Below are 22,474 nucleotides of genomic sequence, written 5' to 3' on the forward strand. Positions count from 1 at the left end.
GGTGGGCACGGCCAAAGTCCCGGCTCCGGGACGGTTCGATGCCGATCCCCCACCATGCGTTTGATTCCTATGATTCCTCCGACTGATCCGCACATCCGGTTTGCATGACTGTGCCCGGCTCATTCACTCGACGTCACCCGACCACTGTCGGTCGATTTCGACCGGACGGGACGACTTTGCCCGCCCAGCTTGTATGACAAATACCCCTGCCTGTGGATAACTCTCGGCACCGGACGGCCGGGCACGGCATGCTGACAGGCGTCGGCGGAGCGACACCGGCTCCACCGGCGACGAGGATGCTCCCGGGATGCACCGGGGCGTACCGGGGTGCTTACGGACGGGGGTCAGTCATGCATCCGGTGATGAAGCCCGCGCTGCGGCGCGGCTGGCGCGATCGCGACACCGTGCAGTTCGGGATGACCGCGGCGCACGCACAGACGCTGGGGCCGATGGACCCGGCGACGCGCGACTTCCTCGACCTGCTCAACGGCACCCGCGGGCTGCCGCTGCTGCGCGAGGAGGGCCGCCGCATGGACCTGCCGGCCGACCGGGTCGACACACTGCTGGAGCGGCTCACCCACGCGGGCCTCGTCGACGACGCGCGCGGCGGCGGACCGGCCGCGGACGCGCTGCGCGCGCAGGACGACGTCCTGCTGCGGCTGCGCCCCGACCTCACCTCCCTGTCCCTGACCACGGCCGAGCCGGGCGGCGCACTCGCCCGGCTGGCCGCCCGCCGCACGCTCAGAGTGCGGGTGGAGGGAGCGGGACGCGTCGGCGCCGTGCTGGCGTCGGTGCTCTCGGGCGCCGGCGTCGGCGAGGTCGACGTGCGCGACACGGGACGCGTGGAGCCGTGGGACGTGGCTCCGGGCGGCCTGCCCGCCGACGCGCTCGGCGAGCGCCGGGACACGGCGGCGCGGGCCGCGGTCCGCCGCGCGGCACCGGACCACCCCCGACGGCGGGCCCCCTGCCCGGATCACGGCGCACCGGTCCCCGGACTCTCCCTGGTGGTCCTCGCGCCCCGGGACGACGTGGCCGTGCACGCGCCCGACCCGGCCGCGGCCGAGCCGCTCATGGACTCGGGGACGCCCCACCTGTACGCGGGCGTCGTGGAGAGCACGGGGGTCGTCGGCCCGCTCGTCCTGCCCGGCGAGACCGGCTGCGCCCGCTGTCTGCACCTCCACCGCACGGACCGGGACCCGGCCTGGCCCCGGCTGATCGCGCAGTGGCGCTGCGCCGGGTCCCGTCGGATCGGGGCCTGTGATCTGACGCTGGCCACGGCGGTCGCCGGACTCGCCGCCGCGCACGCACTGGCCTTCCTCGACGGAGAGTCGCCGTCCGGCACCGGAGCCCGCTGGGAGGTGTCCGTACCCGGCCTGAACTGGTCCGCCCGACCGATCTTGCCGCATCCGGAATGCGGGTGCGGTGCGGCCGGCAGAGGCACGGAGAAAGCCGAGGGGGAGCACTCCTCAATCGATGGGGAGCGCCGAGCGACAATGGCGGTGCAACGGCCGTCGACGGAGCGACGATGCGAAGCGGGCGCGACGCGGCCGACTGGGACTTGGAGGGCGTATGTCTGATCTTCCCCGGAAGGCGGTCACCCGTACCGCCAAGCTCGCCGCGCTCCCGCTCGGCTTCGCCGGCCGGGCGACCTGGGGGCTGGGCAAGCGGATCGTGGGCGAGTCCGCGGAGATCGTCGGCCGGGAGCTGCAACAGCGCACGGCGGAGCAGTTGTTCAAGGTGCTCGGCGAGCTGAAGGGCGGTGCGATGAAATTCGGGCAGGCCCTGTCCGTCTTCGAGTCCGCGCTGCCCGAGGAGGTCGCCGGCCCCTACCGCGCGGCCCTGACCAAGCTCCAGGAGGCGGCACCGCCGATGCCGACCCGCACGGTGCACTCCGTGCTCGAGCAGCGGCTCGGCCCGGACTGGCGGGAGCTGTTCGAGGAGTTCGAGGACAAGCCTGCCGCCGCGGCCTCGATCGGGCAGGTGCACCGGGCGGTGTGGCACGACGGCCGCGAGGTGGCGGTCAAGGTGCAGTACCCCGGCGCCGGCGAGGCCCTCATCTCGGACCTGAGCCAACTGAGCCGCTTCGCCCGCCTGTTGGGTCCCCTCATCCCCGGCATGGACATCAAGCCGCTGATCGCGGAGCTGAAGGACCGTGTCTCGGAGGAGCTGGACTACGGGCTGGAGGCCCAGGCCCAGGCCGTGCACGCGGAGGAGTTCGCGGGCGATCCGGACGTGGTGGTCCCGGCGGTGGTGCATCAGAGCGAGCAGGTCCTGGTGACCGAGTGGATGGACGGCATCCCGCTGGCCGACGTCATCGCGGACGGCACCCCGGAGCAGCGTGACCGGGCCGGCCAGCTCCTGGCCCGCTTCCTGTTCTCGGGCCCGGCCCGCACCGGCCTGCTGCACGCCGACCCGCATCCGGGCAACTTCCGGCTGCTGCCCGGCGGCCCGTCCGGAGAGGACGACTGGCGGCTCGGCGTCCTGGACTTCGGCACGGTCGACCGGCTGCCCGGCGGACTGCCGACGCCGATCGGCTTCTCTCTTCGTATGACCCTGGACGGCGAGGCCGAGCCGGTCTACGAACTCCTCTGCGAGGAAGGGTTCGTGAAGGAGTCCATAGAGCTGGACCCCGACGCGGTGCTCGACTACCTGCTGCCGATCATCGAACCGGCCCGGGTCGAGGCCTTCACCTTCACCCGTACCTGGATGCGCAGCCAGGCCGCCCGCATCGCCGACCCCCGCTCGCCCGCCTACCAGCTGGGCAAGCGGCTCAACCTGCCGCCGGCCTATCTGCTGATCCACCGGGTGACACTGAGCACGATCGGCGTGCTGTGCCAGCTGGGCGCCACGGTGCGCCTGCGGGAGGAGCTGCAGGAGTGGCTCCCCGGTTTCGTCGAGGAGAGCCCGGCGGACCTGCCCGAGGAGGAGCCGGCGGCAGAGGCCTGACCCGAGAAGCAGAATGGGCTCACCACCAGGCCGAGTCCAGCCGCCCCTCGATCGCTCTGAGGTTCTCCCGGGAGCAGACGTCGCAGAAGTACTGGCGGATGCCGTTCTCCACGGAGCAGGTCCAGGTGGCCGGCTGGGGGCCGTCGGCGGGGGTGCCGCAGCGGGCGCACACGAGGGGAAGCCGGGGCTCCGTGCTGGAGCCGCCCTGATCACTGCCTCCGGGAGGACTCGTCACCTGCTGACGATAACTCCCGGACCGGCCGATCGCCGTGCGCAACGCACCGCGGGGGCCGGTCCGTTCGGCCGGACCGGCCCCCGCGGGGAAGTCTTCGCCTCCCTGGGCCGGGAGGCCACCGCTTCTCGGGTGTGATCGTTACTGCATGACGGCGATGGCGAGCGCGCGGCGGGCGCGGAGCGAGGCCCGCTCGGCCCGGCGCTGCATCCGCTGAGCGACCATCAGGCGCACGGCCCGGCGCTCTCTCTCGGCGTCACGGAGGCGCTCGTGCATATGCGCACGAGCCAGGGCTTCTTGCATGAGTTGCATCTCACGGTTCCTGTTCTGGCGCGCTTCGGTCGCGCCGGTGGTGGTGAAGTCTGTGGTCGCGGAGCCGGCGGGCTCGCTGGTGGACGGCTTCATCGGGGCCTGCTTCTGGGGGTCGTGCGTGAGGGGGCGATCGATCGTTCCTGCGGTGTTCATGCTGTGACCGGGTTCTTGCGCGGGCGACCACGCGGCCGCTTCCGGGCGACGACGACACCCTGGACGAACAGCTCGCCGCCCCAGACACCCCAGGGCTCACGCCGCTCCTTGGCCCCGGCGAGGCAGGCCTCGATCAGCGGGCAGGTGCCGCACAAGGACTTGGCGTACTCGACGTCCGCCGGCGACTCGGCGAAGAAGACCTCCGGGTCGTAGGAGCGGCAGGGGACGGGTACGCCGAGGTTCTCGATGGCGTCGTCAAGCGCGGTGAGCGCGGTGAGGGGGGTCAAGGTGGAGTCCTCCGTGAGGCCGGGCGGGGGGATCGTTTGCGAAGGCGGTACGGACGGGGCGTGCGCTTCGAGTTGCACGGTTGGTCTTCCTCGTCTTGTCGTTCCGGCCGGTTGACCGGGTGTCGGCTTGGTACCGGGTTCTTTTCTTGTCCCGAGGCCCCTTCGGCTCCGTCTTCCCGCGTGAGGGAAAACAGAAGGGCCGCGGATCCCGGATGGGGTTCCGCGGCCCTGAAGGCGCCGGCCTGATCGGCTGTCAGGCTGGATCACTCCAGGGTTTTGGCCCACGGAAGGCCCACATCAGGTGGTGCTGCGTCGTCTGCTTCCGGAATCCGGCACCGGCCGCCGCAGAGGCATAGGCATGTGCCTGTGCCGCTACCGCTTCCAGTGCCTTGGTCGGTCGCTCATTGCGCTCACGGATGGGAAGACCCGCGAGAGCAAGGGAGGACGCCGGACGGACGGCACGGATGCCGGACAGACCGGTGCCCTGATTCGAGGCGCCGAGCATGCACGTGGAGACGGCCGAGCGATCGGTCAGTTTGGCCGTGCTGATGGTGCTGGTGTTGATGCTGATCACTGGACTCGCCTCCTCTCGGCGTCTTGGGGACTGGGGTGAACCAGTCCGTTCGGATATGCAAGTACATCACGGAGCGGCTGCCTTCGAGAAGGCCGCTGCTTCCGTGCCTAGAACCTATGGGGATTGCTGGGGCATGCGCAAACTATTTTTTCGACGAGTTCGCATCAGTCGTCACCGACGGCTTCGCTGACGTCCTGACCTGCACAGATGGCCAGAACCTCGGCTCCGTAGCTGCGCAGCTTGCGGCTGAGGACGCCGGGGATGCGGGACAGTTCGGCGGAACTCTCGGGCCGGGCCTCGGCGATGGCCATCAGGGTCCGGTCGGTGAAGACGCAGAAGTCCGGCTGTCCGCTGCGCCCGGCCTGGACCGCCCGCCACTCGCGCAGCCGTTCGTAGAGCCCTTCGTCCATGTCCGACGGGCAGTCCTCGCAGCGCATCAGCTTCATCTCGCCCGCCTCGGTGAGCGTCCGGCCGCAGACCCGGCAGCGGGCGGGGGTGCGCTGGGCGCGACGGGGTACGGCGACGGTGTCGCGGCCGGTGCCGCGTTCGACGCCCGCGCCGGCGACGGTGCCGGTGTGGCCGGCGGCGGCAGTGGTGCCGGGGCGCAGGCCGTCGAGGAAGCGGCTGGGTCTGCGGCTGGGCCGCCCGCCGGGCGAGCGGGACAGGGCCCAGGAAATGTGGAGCCGTTCCCGCGCGCGGGTGACGCCGACGTAGAGGAGCCGGCGTTCCTCCTCGATCTGCTCGTCGGTCTTGGCGTAGGTGATGGGCAGCATGCCCTCGGCGACGCCGACCAGGAAGACGACGTCCCACTCCAGGCCCTTGGCGGCGTGCAGGGAGGCGAGGGTGACGCCCTGGACGGTGGGGGCGTGCTGGGCGCCCGCCCGCTCGTCCAGCTCCGCCACGAAGTCGGCGAGGGTGGCCTTCGGGCCGGCCGCGGCGAGGTCGTGCGCGAGGTTGACGAGAGCGGCCAGGGACTCCCAGCGCTCCCTGGCGGCGCCGGAGCCCGCCGGGGGCTCGCTGGTCCAGCCCTCCCCGGACAGCACCGCACGGACCTGGGAGGGGAGGTCGACGGCGTCGTCCAGCAGGGAGTCGTTGCCGCCGAAGCGGGCCGCGCCGCGCAGGGCGATGCCGGCCTTGCGGACCTCGGGCCGGTCGAAGAAGCGCTCGGCGCCGCGCAGCTGGTAGGGGACGCCGGCGTCGGCGAGGGCCTGCTCGTAGGTCTCGGACTGGGCGTTCGTACGGAACAGGACGGCGATCTCGGCGGCCGGGACGCCCGCGTCGATCAGCTCGCGGATGCGGCGGGCGGCGCCCTCGGCCTCGGCCGGCTCGTCGGTGTACTCGGCGTGGACCGGCTCGGGGCCCGGGGCGCGCTGGGAGACCAGTTCCAGCCGGTGGTCGGCGGCGCGGCCGCGGGCCTGGGCGAGCAGGCCGTTGGCGAGGTGGACCACCTGGGGGGTGGAGCGGTAGTCGCGGACGAGCTTCACGACGGTGGCTCCCGGGTGTCTGGTCCGGAAGTCGAGCAGATGGTCGGGGGTTGCTCCCGTGAACGAGTAGATGGTCTGGCTGGCGTCGCCGACGACGCACAGGCTGTCGCGGTCGCCGAGCCACAGCTCCAGCAGCCGCTGCTGCAGCGGGCTGACGTCCTGGTACTCGTCGACGACGAAGTGCTGGTACTGCGCGCGGACCTGGTCGGCGATGTCGTTGCGGTCCTGGAGGATCGCGACGGTCAGCAGCAGGACGTCCTCGAAGTCGATCACTCCGCGGTCGCGTTTGAGGTCTTCGTAGGCCGCGTAGAGGTGGGCGATCTCGGCGGGGGCGCGGGGGGCCTCTCGGCCGGCCTTCGCGGCCGCGTACGGGTAGTCGGCGGGGACGGTCTGGGTGACCTTGGACCATTCGATCTCGGCGGTGACGTCCCGCAGCTCGCCGCGGTCCAGCCTGGTGCCGCAGGCGGCGGCCGCGTCCGCGACGAGCTGGATCTTGCGGTCGACGAGCCGGGGCATGCCGCCACCAATCGCTTTCGGCCAGAAGTACTGGAGCTGGCGCAGTGCGGCGGAGTGGAACGTGCGGGCCTGGACCCCTTGAGCGCCGAGCTGGCGCAGCCGGCCGCGCATCTCTCCCGCGGCGCGGTTGGTGAAGGTGACGGCGAGCACGCTGGGGGGCTGCAGGATGCCGGCGCGCACCCCGTAGGCGATGCGGTGGGTGATCGCCCGGGTCTTGCCCGTGCCCGCTCCGGCGAGGACGCACACCGGGCCGTGCAGCGCGGTGGCCACCGCGCGCTGCTCGGGGTCGAGCCCTTCGAGCACCGCGTCGGCAGAGTCCGGTACCTGCGGGAAGAGGGTGGAGTGCGTTGCTGCTGTCACACCGCAATGCTGCCAGGTCGTCCGGGACAGCCGTGGCGGTTGTCCACAGGCGGGTCCCCTTTGTCGTACTAATGCGGCAGGCGTCACAGCCGCCTGTGGACAACCCGGGTGAGAGGCGCATACCCCGGGCGGGAATGGCCGGCCCGTCGCGTACGTTCTCCAGCCGGACAATCTTTTCCGAGCTGCCTGAGGAGCGCGAGAGACATGCAGGGCACTGTGACGATGTACAGCACGACTTGGTGCGGCTACTGCCAGCGGCTGAAGAAGCAGCTGGACCGGGAGGGCATCGGCTACACCGAGATCAACATCGAGCAGGACCCCGAGTCGGCCGCGTTCGTGGAGAAGGCCAACGGCGGGAACCAGACGGTGCCGACCGTGCTCTTCGCGGACGGCAGCACGCTGACGAACCCGTCGCTGGCCCAGGTGAAGCAGAAGATCGGCGTGTGACGCTCCGCGGGTTTCCGCGGTGACCGCAGCGGGGCGGCCCCTGAGAGTCAGGGGCCGCCCCGCTGTGCCGTGTCCCGGGAAGTGACCGGTGCGGTGCTCAGACGAAGCTGCGGGTCGGCAGCGGCTTGCCGTACCACATCTCGATCAGGCGGGCCGCGATGGAGATGCCGTAGGGCGGCATCACCTCGCCGGACTCGAAGGCCTCGCGGAGTTCCTCGCGGGAGAACCAGCGGGCCTCATGGATCTCGTCGCCGTCCACGTCGATCTCGGTGGACGTGGCACGGGCCATGAAGCCCAGCATCAGGCTGGACGGGAAGGGCCAGGGCTGGCTGGCCACGTACTCCACGGAGCCGACGGTGACGCCGACCTCCTCGGACACCTCGCGGCGCACCGCCTGCTCGATGGACTCGCCGGGCTCGACGAAGCCGGCGAGCGTGGAGAAGCGGCCCTCGGGCCAGTGGACCTGGCGGCCGAGCAGGATGCGGTCGTCCGCGTCGGTCACCGCCATGATCACGGCCGGGTCGGTGCGCGGGTAGTGCTCGGCGCCGCAGGCCGGGCAGCGGCGGATGTGTCCGGCGGCGGCGATGACCGTGCGCTCGCCGCAGCGGGAGCAGAAGCGGTGGGTGCGCTGCCAGTTCTCCAGGCCGACCGCGTGCACCATGAGGCCGGTGTCGCGCGGCGACAGCAGCAGGCCCGCCTCGCGCAGGCCCGCGGGGCGCGCGGACTGGTCGATGCGGCCGGGCAGCGCGTCCTTCTGCAGCGCGAAGTAGCTGACGCCGTCCTCGTCGGTGCCGAGGAAGTAGCGGTGGGCCTCGGTGAGCGGGGCCTCGAAGGAGGGCGTCATGACGAGTTCGGTCCGGCCGTCCGGGGTCTCGTCGATGAGCACCTGGCCGCCGGAGACCACGAAGCAGCGGGTCGTGGGGTGGCTCCACGCCGCCGCGAGCCAGGCTTCGTCGAGCCGGTGGTGGGCGGCGCGGTCGATGCCGCTCGGGGCGGTCAGCGAGATGGGTCGGTCGGCTGTGTCGTCGGTCCAGGTGGTCACGGGTGCTTCCAACTCCCCCAGTACAGCGGTTCGTTCGGCGGGCGGTTCGGCGGGACGTAGGGCGTGGGGCACCGGGCCGGGCGGGGGCGGGGCGTGCGGGGCGGTTCCTCCAGTGTGCCCCGCGCGCGACGGCTTCCCGTACGGCGCGGTCCGGTCAGGGCATGGGACGCCAGTTCTCGGCCAGGTCACCCCACAGATAGGCGCTGGTTTCGACGCCCTTGAGGAGGAGGTCCAGTTCGACCTTCTCGTTGGGGGCGTGCCAGCCGTCGGAGGGGACGGAGATGCCCAGGAAGAGCACGGGGGCACCGAGGACTTCCTGGAGGTCGGCGGCGGGTCCGGAGCCGCCCTCCCGGGTGAAGCGGACCGGTCCCTCGAAGGCGCGGCCCATGGCGCGGGCCACGGACTGCAGCGCGGGGTGGTCGAGCGGGGTCAGGCACGGGCGCGTGGCCGAGCCGAAGTCGATCTCGCAGCGGATCCCGGCGGGCACCTGCTCGGTGGCCCAGGCGCGCACGGCCTTCTCGATGTGCTCGGGCTCCTGGCCCGCGACCAGCCGGAACGACAGCTTCACCATGGCCGAGGACGGGATGATCGTCTTGCTGCCCGGGCCCTGGTATCCGCCGCCGATGCCGTTGACCTCGGCGGTCGGGCGGGCCCAGATCCGCTCGAGGGTGGTGTGCCCGGCCTCGCCGTGGGTGGCGCGGGACTTGGCGGTGTGCAGCCAGCGCTCCTCGTCGAAGGGCAGCTCGGCGAACAGCTCGCGCTCGCGGTCGGTCAGTTCGACGACGCCGTCGTAGAAGCCGGGGACGGCCACGCGCGCGTGCTCGTCGTGCAGGGCGGCGACCAGGCGGGCGGCGGCGGTGGCCGGGTTCGGTACGGCGCCGCCGAAGGAGCCGGAGTGGATGTCCTGGTCGGGGCCGTACAGGCGGATCTCGCACTCGGCGAGGCCGCGCATGCCGGTGCACACGGTCGGGGTGTCCTCGGACCACATGCCGGTGTCGGAGACGATCACGGCGTCGGCCGCGAGGCGCCCGGCACGCTCCTCCACGAGGGCCCGGAAGTGCGGGGAGCCGGATTCCTCCTCGCCCTCGATCAGCAGCTTCAGGCTGACCGCGGGGGCGGGGCGGCCGGTGGCGGCGAGGTGGGCACGGACGCCGAGTGTGTGGAAGAACACCTGGCCCTTGTCGTCGGCCGCCCCGCGCGCGTGGAGCCGGTTTCCGCGGACGACCGGCTCGAAGGGGTCGCTGTCCCAGCCGTCCTCGCGGGCGGCGGGCTGTACGTCGTGGTGGCCGTAGACGAGGAGGGTGGGGGCCTCGGGGTCTCCCGAGGGCCACTCGGCGAAGACGGCCGGGGCGCCGGGGGTCTGCCAGACCTCGACGGTCGGGAAGCCGGTCTCCTGGAGCTTGGCGGCGAGCCAGTCGGCGCTGCGCCGTACGTCGGGCGCGTGGTCGGGCTGGGCCGACACGGAGGGGATGCGCAGCCATGCGGCGAGGTCGTCGAGGAAGGCGGCGCGGTGCTGCTCGATGTACGTGCGGACGGCGCTGTCCGGGGTCTGGCTCATGCTCACGAGCCTATCGGCCCGCACCGACATCCTCGGCGGGCGGTTCGTCACACTCAGTCCGCCTCCCGCACCGCCTGCGGCTCGCCCGTGAGCAGCCGCTCCAGCGCGGCCCGGCCGGGCAGGCCTGCGGGGCGTACGACCTCGCCGGTGCGCACGTACAGGAAGGCGGCCGTGACCGACTCCGGCGAAACGCCCTGCTGCTCGGCCCAGGCCAGCCGGTACACCGCGAGCTGGAGCGGGTCGGCGGTCCGCGTGCGGCTGGTCTTCCAGTCGACGATCTCGTACGTCGTCTCGTCGCCGTCGCCGTATCGGTAGACCGCGTCGATGCGGCCTCGTACGACGCGGCCGGCGAGGGTGAGCTGGAAGGGGGCCTCGACCCGGTAGGGGGTGCGCTGGGCGTAGGCGCTGCGTTCGAAGGCCTCCTTCAGGGCCTGAAGATCCTGTTCGTCGGCGATCTCGGCGTCGCTGCCGGGCAGCTCGTCGGGTTCCAGCAGGGGCAGCGTCAGCTCCTCGAAGCGGGCTTCGACCCAGGCGTGGAAGCGGGTGCCCCGGCGTGCGGCCGGTTGCGGGGGGCGCGGCATGGGGCGCGCGAGTTCCTGTGCGAGCCCATCGGGGTCCTCGGCCAGGAGCATCAGCTGGGACGCGGTCAGTGTGACGGGCAGGGGGACGTCCGTGACGGCCTGCCGGGCGCGCAGCAGCTCCCCGGTGAGCGCGTCCAGGTCGCGGTCCCAGGAGGCGATGGTGCGGGCCTCCTCGGGGGTGGGCTGCGGCTCGGCGGGGCGGGGGTGGCGCCGGGGGGCGGGCACCTGGTGGGGGACGGCGGGCCGGGCGGTGTCCCGGCCGGCGGGGGCGTCAGGGGCGGGGGCGTCCGCGTCGTACGGCGGTTCCTCGTCCCCGAAGGGGTCCTCGTCGTACGGGAAGGCCGCTGCGCGCTCGTCGTACGGCTCGTCCCCGTAGGGATCCTCGTCCGGCGGTGTCGGCCAGTCCGGGTCGTCGACGAGGGCGGGGTCGTGGGTGGCCGGCGGGTGACCGGTGTCCCGGGCGGTGAGGCCGTCCAGGTGGGCGAGGACGGTCTCGGCGGCCGCCCGGCGGCGGGCCAGGGCGGTGTCGTCCAGCGGGAGCGGCCACACCTGGTCGGCGGTGGCCGCGTGCAGGGCGGGGTTCTCCTCGTCCTCGGCGGGCTCGTCCGCCCACTCCTCGATCTCCCCGTGTCCGGCGGCGCAGTGCTCGTACAGGGCCTGGAGGAAGCCGGACGGGCCGCGCGGTCTCTTCTGGCTGGGCCCCCACCAGTGGCCGGAGCCGAGCAGGAGGGAGCGGGGGCGGGTGAAGGTGACGTAGCCGAGGCGCAGCTCCTCGGTGTGCTGGTGGTCCTTCATGGCCTCGTGGAAGGCCTTCATGCCGCGTGAGTCCCAGCCGGCGGCGTCGGGCAGGGTGTCGGCGTCGCCGCGCAGGGCGTGGGGCACCACCTTGGCCTGCGCCGTCCACTTCTCGCGGCCCTGGGCGCTGGGGAACGTGCCCTCGACCAGGCCGGGGACGGCCACGACGTCCCATTCCAGGCCCTTGGACTTGTGGGCGGTGAGCACCTTGACGGTGTTCTCGCCGCCGGGCAGGGCGTTGTCGAGGCCCTTCTCGTACTGGGCGGCGGTGCGCAGGAAGCCGAGGAAAGCGAGCAGGGTGGCCTCGCCGTCGCCGGCCGCGAAGGAGGCGGCGATGTCCAGGAAGTTGGACAGGGTCTCGCGGCGGCGGGCGGCCAGGGCGTGCGGCGACGCCGACAGCTCCACCTCCAGGCCGGTGACGGCCAGGACGCGGTGCAGGACGTCCATCAGCGGGTCGGACAGGGAACGGCGCAGGTCGCGCAGTTCGGCGGCCAGGCGCGCGAAGCGCACGCGCGCGTCCGGCGAGAACGGCAGCCCGTCGTCATCCGCCTCGGCGTCCATGGGCGCTTCGAGGAACGTGTCGAGGGCGTCCGCGAGCGATATCACCTCGGACGGGTCGACCCCTTCGACGGCGGCGGCGAGCCGGCGGTCGGGGTCGTCACCGTCGTCCACGCGCGCGTGGGCGACGAGCAGGCGGGCGCGGCGGCCCAGCAGGGCGAGGTCGCGGGGGCCGATGCGCCAGCGCGGCCCGGTCAGCAGGCGCACCAGGGAGGCGTTGGCGCCGGGGTCCTGCAGCACCTCGCAGACGGCGACGAGGTCGGCGACCTCGGGCAGGTGCAGCAGCCCGGACAGGCCCACCACCTCGACCGGGACGTCACGGGATACGAGGGCGCCCTGGATCTGTGCGAAGTCGGTCGCCGTACGGCACAGGACGGCGATCTCGCCGGGGGCCGTGCCGGTGCGCACGAGGTGGGCGATCGAGTCGGCGAGCCAGTCGATCTCCTCGGCGTGCGTGCGCAGCAGGGCGCAGCGGACCGTGCCGTCGTACTCGGCGCCGGGAGCCGGGCGCAGGGCCTCCACGCCCGCGTGCATGGCGCGCAGGGGCTCGGCGAGGCCGTTGGCGAGGTCGAGGAGGCGGCCGCCGCTTCGGCGGTTCTCGCTGAGCGCCTGCCGGGTGGCGGGGCGGCCCCCGGCGTGCGCGAAGTGTGCGGGGAAGTCGTCCAGGTTCGCGACGGAGGCGCCTCGCCAGCCGTAGATGGCCTGGCAGGGGTCGCCGACGGCGGTCACCGGGTGGCCCGTACCGCCGCCGAACAGGCCCGCCAGCAGGACGCGTTGGGCCACGGAGGTGTCCTGGTACTCGTCCAGGAGCACCACGCGGAACTCCTCGCGCAGCAGGCGGCCCACGTCGGGGATGCGGGCGAGGCGGGCGGACAGGGCGATCTGGTCGCCGAAGTCGAGCAGGTCGCGTGCGCGTTTGGCGACCCGGTAGCGCTGGACGAGTTCGGCGAGTTCACGGCGGGCGGCGGCCGTCTCGGGGACCTTGCGCAGGTCGGCGTTGGTGAGCTTGGCGCCCTGGAGGGTGCGCAACAGGTCCGCGTCAAAGGCACGCAGCTCCTCGGGGTCGACGAGGTGCTCGGCGAGTTCGGAGTCGAGGGCGAGCAGGTCGCTGACGAGGTCGGCGAAGGAGCGGGTGAGCGCGGGGTAGGGGCCGGGCGCCTCGCGCAGCACGCGCGCGGCGAGCTGGTAGCGGGTGGCGTCGGCGAGCAGCCGGGAGGTGGGCTCCAGGCCGATGCGCAGGCCGTGGTCGGTCAGCAGCCGGCCCGCGAACGCGTGGTACGTCGAGATCACCGGCTCGCCGGGCGGGTTGTCGGGGTCGATGACGTCGGGGTCGGTGATGCCGGCCTTGACCAGTGCCTTGCGGACGCGTTCGGCCAGCTCTCCGGCGGCCTTGTTGGTGAAGGTCAGGCCGAGGACCTGTTCGGGGGCGACCTGTCCGGTGCCGACCAGCCAGACCACGCGCGCGGCCATCACGGTGGTCTTGCCCGACCCGGCTCCGGCCACGATCACCTGCGGGGCGGGCGGCGCGGTGATGCAGGCCGTCTGCTCCGGGGTGAACGGGATACCCAGCAGCTCCTTGAGCTGGTCGGGATCGGTGATACGGGCGGGCATGTCGGAAAAGGCTAGCGGCGGGTACTGACAGCCGGGGACGGATCGACCGCACGGGGCGGAAGAAACGCAGGTCAGCGCGTGTGGTGCCGTGCGTCACTCCTGCCTCCGCGGTGGTTCACTCCACCACGTGCCGCCCTTCGGGCCGGGCGCTGCAGGAGGCCCGGAACGCGCAGTGGGTGCAGTGCTGGCCGGTGCTCGGCGCGAACCGCTCGTCGAGGACCTTCCCGGCGGCGGTGGCCAGCAGCTCGCCGGCCCACTCCCCCGACAGCGGTTCCTGGGACTGCGTCCTGGGCAGACTGTCGCCTCCGTCGCGCTTGGCGGCGCCCTGCCTGAGGTGGACCAGTTCGGCGCCGCCCGGTTCGGGACGTACGCCGCCGAAGGCCTCGTCGGCGGCGCCCTCGCGGACGGCGAGCTGGTAGACGGCGAGCTGGGGGTGGCGGGCCACCTCGGCGGCGCTGGGCGCCTGTTTGCCGGTCTTGAAGTCCACCACGTAGGCGCGGCCCTCGCCGTCCGTCTCCACGCGGTCCATCTGGCCGCGGATGCGGACCTGGTAGTCGCCCGCCTCGAGGGTGACGTCGAAGTCCTGCTCGCTCGCCACGGGGGTGCGCCCGGTGCGGTCCAGGACGTGCCAGTTCAGGAAGCGTTCGAGCGCCGCGCGCGCGTTGTCCTTCTCCTGCCGCGACTTCCAGGGCGCGTCGAAGGCGAGCGCGTTCCACACCGAGTCCAGGCGTTCCATGAGGACGTCGAGGTCGGCCGGGGTACGCCCGGAGGCGACCTCGTCGGCGAGGACGTGGACGACGTTGCCGAAGCCCTGTGCGGTGGTGGCCGGGGCATCCGCCTTCACTTCGCGCCCCAGGAACCACTGCAGCGCGCAGGTGTTCGCGAGCTGGTCGAGGGCGCTGCCGGAGAGCACGACCGGCTGGTCGTGGTGGCGCAGCGGCACCTTGCTCTCCGTCGGGTCGTACATGCCCCACCAGCGGTAGGGGTGCGCGGAGGGCACCAGGGGGCGGCCGTCCTCGTCGGCGAGGGCCGCGAGCCGGGCCAGCCGCCCGGCGGCGGCCTCCCGCAGGGCGGCGGACACGCGCGGGTCGACGGTGGTGGCGCGCAGCTCGGCCACGAGCGCGGCCACGGACAGCGGGCGGCGCGGGCGGCCGGTGACGTCCTTCGGCTCGACGCCGAGTTCGGTCAGGAACCGGGACGGCTGATCGCCGTCGTCGGCCGGTGCCTTCACCGCGGTCACGACCAGGCGGTCGCACGCGCGCGTGGCGGCGACGTAGAACAGTCGGCGCTCCTCGGCGAGCAGCGCGCCCGGCGTGAGTGGTTCGGCGAGTCCGTCGCGGCCGATGCGGTCGGCCTCCAGGAGGGAGCCGCGGCGGCGCAGGTCGGGCCACAGCCCCTCCTGGACGCCGGCGACGACCACCAGCCGCCACTGAAGGCCCTTCGCGCGGTGGGCGGTCATCACGCGGACGGCGTCGGGGCGCACCGCGCGGCGCGCGAGCGTGTCGGCGGCGATGTCCTCGGCCTCGATCTCCTCCAGGAAGTTCAGGGCGCCACGGCCCCCGGTGCGCTCCTCCGCGCGCGCGGCTTTGGCGAACAGCGCGCACACGGCGTCCAGGTCGCGGTCGGCGTTGCGGCCGGCCGCGCCGCCGCGCCGGGCGGCCCGCTCCAGGCGGGCGGGCCAGGGTGTGCCCTCCCACAGGTCCCACAGCGCCTCCTCGGCCGTACCGCCGCCCGCGAGACGTGCGCGGGCCTTGCGCAGCAGCGCGCCGAGGCGCTGCGCTCCGCGCGCGTACGCCGGGTCGTGCACGGCCAGCCGCTCGGGCTCGGCGAGCGCCCGCGCGAGCAGTTCGTCGGACGGGGGCGGCAGCGGATTGCCGGCCGCGCGCTCCTCCTCGCGCAGCGCCCGTCCGAGCCGGCGCAGATCGGCCGCGTCCATGCCGGCGAGGGGGGAGGTGAGCAGGGTGAGCGCGGCCTCGATGCCGAGCCAGGAGGCGTCCGGAGCCGGCGCTCCGGTGTCTTCGGAGTCCTCGGGCGCGGCGTCATCGGCGGCGGCGTCTTCGGACGCGGCGTCTTCGGACGCGGCGTCCTGAAGAGCGGTGCCCTCGGCGGCGCCCTCAAGAGCCGCGCCCTCGGCGGCCGTGTCCGAATCGGCTGTATCCGAATCAGCGGCCTCTTCGGCGGCACCGGCGGTCCCTTCGGGGAGCGCTTCTTCAGCAGCGGCTTCGGCCGGGACAGGCTCGCTCTCGAGGGTGGGCGCGGCGGCACCCTCCTCGCGGTGCCGGGCCTCCGCGGTGGCCACCGCGCGCAGGGCCGTCAGCAGCGGGGCCACCGCCGGCTCGTGCCGCAGGGGCAGGTCGTCGCCGTCGATGTCCAGCGGTACGCCGGCCGCGGTGAGGGCGCGACGCAGGGTCGGCAGGCGGGATCCGGCGCGGACCAGGACGGCCATGTCGCTCCAGCGGACGCCGTCCTCAAGGTGCGCGCGGCGCAGGACGTCCGCGATGTTGTCCATTTCTGTACCGGGCGTCGGGTACGTGTAGACCTCCACGCGCCCCCCGTCCCGCACCGCGGCCGGCTCGCGGTGGGCGCGCACCTTCTCGGCGGGCAGCCGGGGCAGCGGCATGCGCTGGGTGATCAGGCGCGTGGCGGCCAGCAGGGCGGCGCCGGAGCGGCGCGCGGTGCGCAGCACCTCGACGGGAGCGGGGCGGCCGTCGGCGCGCGGGAAGGCCGCGGGGAAGTCGAGGATGCCGTTCACATCGGCGCCCCGGAAGGCGTAGATCGACTGGTCGGGATCGCCGAAGGCGACCAGGGTCCGTCCGCCGCCGGCCAGTGCGTGCAGGAGCCGTACCTGGGCGGGGTCGGTGTCCTGGTACTCGTCGACGTACACGGCGTCGTACCGGGCCGCGAGCCGTGCGGCGGTGTCGGGGCGGCGGGCGAGCAGGACCGCGCGGTGGACCAGTTCCGCGTAGTCGATCACGCCCTGCAGGTCGAGCACGTCCAGGTACTCGGCGAGGAACGCGGCGGCGGCGCGCCAGTCGGGGCGGCCGATACGGCGGGCGAAGGCGTCCAGGGCCTCGGGGCCGAGACCCAGCTCGCGGCTGCGGGCGAGGACGGCGCGAACCTCGTCGGCGAAGCCGCGCGTGGTCAGGCAGGCGCGCAGTTCGTCGGGCCAGCGCACGTGGGTGAGGCCGAGCCGCTCCAGCTCGGGCTGTCCGGCGAGCAGCTCGCGGACGGCGACGTCCTGCTCGGGTCCGGAGAGCAGGCGCAGCGGCTCGGCGAACCGGTCGCTGTCCTGGTGGGCGCGGACCAGGGCGTAGCAGTACGAGTGGAAGGTGGTCGCCCTGGGTGCGCGGGCGGCGCCCATGCGCAGGGCCATGCGGTCGCGCAGGGCGACGGCGGCCTTGCGGCTGAACGTCAGCACCAGGATGCGCTCCGGGTCCCCGCCGCCGGCGATCCTGGCGGCCACGGACTCGACCAGGGTGGTGGTCTTGCCGGTGCCGGGGCCCGCGAGGACGAGCAGCGGTCCGGACCGGTGGTCAACCACGGCGCGCTGTGCCGCGTCCAGTTGAGGGGGATCCACCATGGCCGGCGGGGTACGGACCAGTCGGTAAGCGCCACGGCTCCCCTGCTGCACCTGGGGGTGTGGCAGGCGTCCGGTGAAGGAGGAGAAGCTCACGTGGTCGGCCGGTCCTGGTGGTCGTGCGGGTGGGCGTGCGGTCACGCGCGCGAGGCGGTGGCCGCGGGGTGAGGGGGACGGGTGCAGCCGACGCTACGCCGCCGCTCCGGCCGGAAGCAGGGCTTCCGCTTCTTCCCTCGCGGCGCTCGCGCCACGCGAGTCCCACATTCATCGAACGTACGTCATGCCACGGATGTCCCCGCTGTCCCCCGTACGGGCCACAGGCTCTCCCTGATGGCATCCGATGGCGGAAGCTGTCAGGTGTGACCCTCCGCGTCCGCCCCGCCGTCCCATCGGGCCCGCCGCATGTCCAGCCGTGGCAGATGCCCCTCGGCGTTCCTGCCCGCCTCTTTCAGCGGTGTGCCCTCCGCGCGGTAGTGGTCGAGGGCGCGCAGTTCGTGCCCGGGCAGCAGCACGCCGTCGGCACGGACGACCCGCCACCACGGGACGGCGCCTCCGTACAGCGACATCACCCGGCCGACCTGACGCGGTCCCCCCTCCTCGAGCCACTCGGCGACATCGCCGTAGGTCATCACACGTCCCGGCGGAACCCGCTCGGCGACCTCGAGGACCCGCTCGGCGTACTCCGGCAGCGCTTCCGCGTACCCCTCGCGGGCGTCCTCGGCAGTGCTCTGCTCGCTCATTCGTCCCATCCTGCCGCACCGCGCCGACATCGTGGTGCGGACCGGGAGCACGGCCCTCTCGCTCCCGGACGGCGCTTCGGGCAGACTGTGCGCCCGCGCATCCGCACCCTGATGCCCCCGTGTGTCGGTGGGGCATGCCACCATCGTGCGGGCGGTGACCGGTGATACGAGACCAAGAAGAGACCATGAATCAGCAGGGCGTGCACCCCGAAGGCGCGGCGGGCACCCCTGACGCCGCCGCGCGCCCGGACGCCGCCGGCGCCGGCAAGGACGGCACCGGCGCACACCAGGAAGACACCGGTCCGCGCAAGGACACGGATCCGCACAACGACGCCACGCGCGCGCGTGGGGACGATGCCGGGGCTCGGGAGAGCCACGGCGCAGGCGCGCGTGCCGACGACAGCCACGACACCCAGGGGGCGCACGTTTCTGAGAACACGCCCCCCGACCACGGTCCGGGCGCCGACGACGAGCCGCACGCCGACGAGGTGGAGGGCGACGAGCCGCTGCTCCCCGCGCGCGTGCACCGCCCGTCCGACCTCATGCGGCTCCTGGTGGGCGTGCTCGCGATCGTGGTGCTGCTGGCGATCGCCGCGTTCGCGCACGGCACCACCTCGGGCCTCGAACAGGACATCAACAAGGGCACCGGCCAGGCCCCCGACCTGCTGATCAGGTTCGCGGGGCTGGCGTCCAGCATCGCGATCCTGCTGGTGCCGGTCGCCTTCGCGATCGAGCGGCTGATCAAACGCGACGGGCTGCGCATCGCCGACGGCGTCCTCGCCGCCGTCCTCGCCCACGGGGTGACCCTCGCGACCGACCTGTGGGTGGCGCGCGCCGCGCCCGGCTCGATCCAGGAGGCACTCACCCAGCCCTCCCCGGGCGACATCCACGCCCTGACCGACCCCGTGCACGGCTACCTGGCACCCGTCATCGCCTACATGACGGCCGTCGGCATGTCCCGCAGACCCAGATGGCGTGCGGTGCTGTGGATCGTGCTGCTGCTCGACGCGTTCTCCATGCTGGTCACCGGCTACACGACACCGTTCTCGATCATCCTGACGGTGCTGATCGGCTGGACGATCGCCTACGGCACGCTGTACGCGGTCGGCTCCCCCAACGTCCGCCCCACCGGGCAGACCCTGATGGCGGGCCTCAGGCACGTCGGCTTCCACCCCGTCGCCACCGCGCGCGAGGAGGCCGTGGAGACGGAGAACGGCGACCGCGGCCGGCGCTACTTCGTCACCCTGGAGGACGGCCCGCCGCTGGACGTCACGGTCGTCGACCGGGAACAGCAGGCCCAGGGCTTCTTCTACCGGGCGTGGCGCAATCTGACCCTGCGCGGCTTCGCCACCCGCTCCAGCCTCCAGTCGCTGCGCCAGGCGCTGGAGCAGGAGGCCCTGCTGGCGTACGCGGCGATCGCGGCGGGCGCCAACGCGCCCAAGCTGATCGCCACCTCCGAACTCGGCCCCGACGCCGTCATGCTCGTCTACGAGCACAGCGGCGGGCGCACCCTGGACTCGCTGGCCGACGAGGACATCACCGACGAACTGTTGCGCAACACCTGGCGCCAGGTGCAGGCGCTGCAGTCGCGGCGCATCGCGCACCGCAGACTCGCGGGTGACGCGATTCTGGTGGATCGTTCCGGCACGGTGATCCTCACCGAATTGCGCGGCGGCGAGATCGCGGCCGGTGAGCTGCTGCTGCGCATGGACGTGGCCCAGCTGGTCACCACGCTCGGTCTGCGGGTGGGCGCCGAGCGGGCGGTGGCCTCGGCGGTCGGGGTGCTCGGCCCGGACGCGGTCGCCGACTGCCTGCCCCTGCTGCAGCCGATCGCGCTGACGCGCTCCACGCGCGCGACGCTGCGCCGGCTGGCCCGGGAGCGCGCCCAGCGGGAACGGGACGCGGTCCTGGAGGCGTCCCGGCACGCGAAGCAGATCCGCCTGGAGGAGGCGGCCGAGACGGGCCGGCCCGCCCTCGAAAAGCCCGACAAGAAGACCGTCCGCGCCGAGCAGCGCGCGGAGCAGCGGGCCGTGGACGACGCTCTCGAAGAGGCCCGCGAGGAGGACCTGCTCACCCAGATCCGGCACCAGGTGCTGCGGATCAGGCCGCAGGCCCCCGTGGAGCCGGCCCGGCTGGAGCGGGTGCGGCCGCGCACGCTCATCAGCTTCATCGCCGGTGCGATCGGCGCCTACTACCTGCTGACGCAGCTCACCCACATCGAGTTCGGCACGCTGTTCGCCCAGGCCCAGTGGGGCTGGGTGGTCGCCGCGGTGGCGTTCTCCGCGCTCAGCTACGTCGCCGCCGCGATGGCGCTGCTGGGATTCGTGCCGGAGCGGGTGCCGTTCCCGCGGACGGTGGCGGCACAGGTCGCCGGGTCCTTCGTGAAGATCGTGGCGCCGGCCGCGGTCGGCGGTGTCGCCCTCAACACGCGCTTCCTGCAGCGCGCCGGCGTACGCGCGGGGCTCGCGGTGGCGAGCGTCGGCGCGTCGCAACTGTTCGGGCTCGGCTGCCACATCCTGATGCTGCTGACCTTCGGCTATCTCACCGGCACCGAGAAGACACCGTCGCTGTCGCCGTCCCGGACGGTCATCGCGGGTCTGCTGACCGTGGCGGTGCTGGTGCTCGTGGTGACCTCGGTACCGTTCCTGCGGAAGTTCCTCGTCACGCGCGTGAGGTCGCTGTTCGCCGGTGTCGTCCCGCGCATGCTCGATGTGCTCCAGCGGCCGCAGAAGCTGATCACCGGTATCGGCGGCATGCTCCTGCTGACCGCCTGCTTCGTGATGTGCCTGGACGCCTCCGTCCGCGCGTTCGGCGACGGCACGCCCTCGCTGAGCATCGCCAGCGTCGCCGTCGTCTTCCTCGCCGGCAACGCGCTCGGCTCCGCGGCGCCCACCCCGGGCGGCGTCGGTGCGGTCGAGGCGAGCCTCACGCTCGGCCTGATCGCCTTCGGCCTGCCCAAGGAGGTCGCCGCCCCGGCCGTTCTGCTGTTCCGGCTGCTGACCCTGTGGCTGCCGGTGCTGCCGGGCTGGCTCGCCTTCAACCAGCTCACCCGCAAGGGAGCCCTGTAGGACCGCGGGCCGTACCTCGTACGGCCCGCGCCCCGCGCGCCGGGGCGTGCACGCCCCGAGGATGGGGGCATGGCGAACCCCTCCTGGCTGCGCGCCGCCGCCCTGACCACCACCGCCGTGCTGCTGTCCACGCTGCTGGCCGGATGCGGCGACGGCGCCAAGGACGGGGACCTCACGGCGCAGCGGCTGGACTGGAAGGACTGCTCGGCCCCGTCCGAGGCCGAGGGCGGCGGCAGCGCCCCGTCCCCGCTGCCGAACGGCGGCACCTGGCAGTGCGCCACCATGAAGGCGCCCCTGGACTGGAACAAGCCGAAGGGCGACACGATCGGCATCGCGCTGATCCGCACCCGGGCCGACGGCCCCGCGAGCAAGCGCATCGGCTCGCTCGTGTTCAACTTCGGCGGCCCCGGGGGCAGTGGCGTCACCACACTGCCCGCGTTCGGCTCCGACTACAGCGCCCTGCGCACCCGCTACGACCTGGTCAGCTTCGACCCGCGCGGGGTCGGCCGCAGCGCGCCGGTGGAGTGCAAGAGCGACGCCCAGCTGGATGTGTACTTCCAGCAGGACTCGACGCCCGACAACAGCACCGAGGTCACCCAGCTGCTGGACCGCACCAAGCAGTTCAACGCGGCCTGCGAGAAGAACTCCAGGAAGATCCTGCCGCACGTGGCGACCACGGACGCGGCCCGCGACATGGATCTGCTGCGCCAGGTCCTCGGCGACGACAAGCTGTACTACTTCGGCATCTCCTACGGCACCGAACTCGGCGGTGTGTACGCCCACTTGTTCCCCAGGAACGTCGGCCGGGCCGTCTTCGACGGAGTCGTCGACCCCACACAGGACCCCGAGCAGAGCGCGCTCGGACAGGCCAGGGGCTTCCAGCTCGCGCTCGACAACTTCGCCCAGGACTGCACGTCGAAGACCACCGAGTGCCCGATCGGCGACACCCCGCAGGACGTGAAGAACCGCATCGCGAAGCTGCTGACCGCCCTGGACCGGAAACCGATCTCCGGCATCCCCCCGCGCCGGCTCACCCGGACCGCCGCGACGAACGGCATCGCGCAGTCCCTGTATTCGAAGGACTTCTGGGAATACCTCACCGAGGGGCTGGAGGCGGCCTACGACGGCGACGGCAGGATCCTCATGCTGCTGTCCGACTCGATGAACGGCCGCGACGAGAACGGCCGGTACAGCAACATCACCGCGGCCAACACCGCGATCAGCTGTGCCGACGAGAAGCCTCGCTACACCGCGGACAACGTCCAGCGGAAACTGCCCGAATTCCGCGCCGCCTCCCCGCTGTTCGGGGACTTCCTGGCCTGGGGCATGATCAGCTGCACCAACTGGGCCGTGCCGGGCGCCGCCTACCATCCCGACGTCAGCGCGCCCGGATCGGCGCCCATCCTCGTCGTCGGCAACACCGGTGACCCGGCCACCCCGTACGAGGGTGCGAGGAAGATGGCCGAGGCGCTCGGCAAGGGCGTCGGCGTCGAGCTGACGTACAAGGGCCAGGGACACGGTGCGTACGACAGCAAGGACACGTGCGTGCAGAGCGCGGTGAACAGCTACCTGCTGGACGGGAAGGTGCCGAAGACCGGCGCGGTCTGTTCTTGAGCCGCAGGGGAGCCCGTAC

General features: G+C 73.0%; 15 protein-coding genes. 5 read left to right on the top strand and 10 right to left on the bottom strand.

Going from position 1 to position 22,474, the window contains the following annotated elements; all coding sequences use genetic code 11:
• Positions 1 to 350 precede the first annotated feature (350 nt).
• On the top strand, positions 351 to 1,577 hold the full coding sequence (locus tag A6P39_RS16320) for a TOMM precursor leader peptide-binding protein (RefSeq protein ID WP_067038616.1): 1,227 nt from the start codon (positions 351 to 353) through the stop codon (positions 1,575 to 1,577).
• Positions 1,570 to 2,946, top strand: coding sequence for an ABC1 kinase family protein (locus tag A6P39_RS16325; RefSeq protein ID WP_067038618.1), 1,377 nt, complete (start codon positions 1,570 to 1,572; stop codon positions 2,944 to 2,946). Before A6P39_RS16320 ends, A6P39_RS16325 begins: the two co-directional genes overlap by 8 nt.
• A gap of 19 nt (positions 2,947 to 2,965) precedes the next feature.
• Here the strand turns inward: A6P39_RS16325 and A6P39_RS16330 are convergent, their stop codons facing one another.
• The 5 genes from A6P39_RS16330 to A6P39_RS16350 form a co-directional block, all read right to left on the bottom strand.
• A complete protein-coding gene (locus A6P39_RS16330) occupies positions 2,966 to 3,181 on the bottom strand; it encodes a hypothetical protein (RefSeq protein WP_159395902.1) in 216 nt (71 codons plus the stop codon).
• Positions 3,182 to 3,319: 138 nt separating this feature from the next.
• Positions 3,320 to 3,643, bottom strand: a complete 324-nt coding sequence (locus tag A6P39_RS16335; RefSeq protein WP_067038620.1) for a hypothetical protein — start codon at positions 3,641 to 3,643, stop codon at positions 3,320 to 3,322.
• Positions 3,640 to 4,008 (bottom strand): WhiB family transcriptional regulator, encoded by a 369-nt coding sequence (locus A6P39_RS16340; RefSeq protein ID WP_067038622.1) that lies wholly within the window; start codon positions 4,006 to 4,008, stop codon positions 3,640 to 3,642. The genes A6P39_RS16335 and A6P39_RS16340 overlap by 4 nt, the downstream gene beginning before the upstream one ends.
• Before the next feature lie 175 nt (positions 4,009 to 4,183).
• Positions 4,184 to 4,504 (bottom strand): hypothetical protein, encoded by a 321-nt coding sequence (locus tag A6P39_RS16345; protein ID WP_067038624.1) that lies wholly within the window; start codon positions 4,502 to 4,504, stop codon positions 4,184 to 4,186.
• Between the two features lie 164 nt (positions 4,505 to 4,668).
• Complete coding sequence (locus tag A6P39_RS16350; RefSeq protein ID WP_199840629.1) at positions 4,669 to 6,864, bottom strand: ATP-dependent DNA helicase UvrD2; 2,196 nt, start codon at positions 6,862 to 6,864, stop codon at positions 4,669 to 4,671.
• Positions 6,865 to 7,068: 204 nt separating this feature from the next.
• On the opposite strand from A6P39_RS16350, the gene A6P39_RS16355 reads away from it, so the two are divergent.
• On the top strand, positions 7,069 to 7,311 hold the full coding sequence (locus tag A6P39_RS16355; protein ID WP_067038628.1) for a mycoredoxin: 243 nt from the start codon (positions 7,069 to 7,071) through the stop codon (positions 7,309 to 7,311).
• A 97-nt stretch (positions 7,312 to 7,408) separates the two neighbouring features.
• Here A6P39_RS16355 and nudC read toward each other — a convergent pair whose 3' ends face one another.
• From nudC to A6P39_RS16380, 5 genes are all read right to left on the bottom strand, one after another.
• Positions 7,409 to 8,353 (bottom strand): NAD(+) diphosphatase, encoded by a 945-nt coding sequence (gene nudC / locus A6P39_RS16360; protein ID WP_067038630.1) that lies wholly within the window; start codon positions 8,351 to 8,353, stop codon positions 7,409 to 7,411.
• 154 nt (positions 8,354 to 8,507) lie between these two features.
• Entirely contained in the window at positions 8,508 to 9,911 is a 1,404-nt protein-coding gene (locus A6P39_RS16365; RefSeq protein ID WP_067038632.1) for a dipeptidase, read from the bottom strand.
• A gap of 53 nt (positions 9,912 to 9,964) precedes the next feature.
• Entirely contained in the window at positions 9,965 to 13,456 is a 3,492-nt protein-coding gene (locus tag A6P39_RS16370; RefSeq protein WP_067038634.1) for an ATP-dependent DNA helicase, read from the bottom strand.
• 115 nt (positions 13,457 to 13,571) lie between these two features.
• Complete coding sequence (locus A6P39_RS16375; RefSeq protein ID WP_107304173.1) at positions 13,572 to 17,129, bottom strand: ATP-dependent DNA helicase; 3,558 nt, start codon at positions 17,127 to 17,129, stop codon at positions 13,572 to 13,574.
• A 257-nt stretch (positions 17,130 to 17,386) separates the two neighbouring features.
• Positions 17,387 to 17,773, bottom strand: a complete 387-nt coding sequence (locus A6P39_RS16380; RefSeq protein ID WP_067038636.1) for an MGMT family protein — start codon at positions 17,771 to 17,773, stop codon at positions 17,387 to 17,389.
• 185 nt (positions 17,774 to 17,958) lie between these two features.
• Here A6P39_RS16380 and A6P39_RS16385 point away from each other — a divergent pair, with 185 nt between their 5' ends.
• Both A6P39_RS16385 and A6P39_RS16390 read left to right on the top strand, forming a co-directional pair.
• Positions 17,959 to 20,841, top strand: coding sequence for a lysylphosphatidylglycerol synthase domain-containing protein (locus A6P39_RS16385; RefSeq protein ID WP_067038638.1), 2,883 nt, complete (start codon positions 17,959 to 17,961; stop codon positions 20,839 to 20,841).
• Between the two features lie 69 nt (positions 20,842 to 20,910).
• The gene (locus tag A6P39_RS16390) at positions 20,911 to 22,455 is read left to right on the top strand and encodes an alpha/beta hydrolase (protein ID WP_067038639.1); all 1,545 of its coding nucleotides are present in this window, start codon (positions 20,911 to 20,913) and stop codon (positions 22,453 to 22,455) included.
• The last annotated feature ends 19 nt before the right edge of the window (positions 22,456 to 22,474 follow it).

Origin of the sequence: Streptomyces sp. FXJ1.172 (assembly GCF_001636945.3) — a bacterium.
GTDB lineage: Bacteria > Actinomycetota > Actinomycetes > Streptomycetales > Streptomycetaceae > Streptomyces.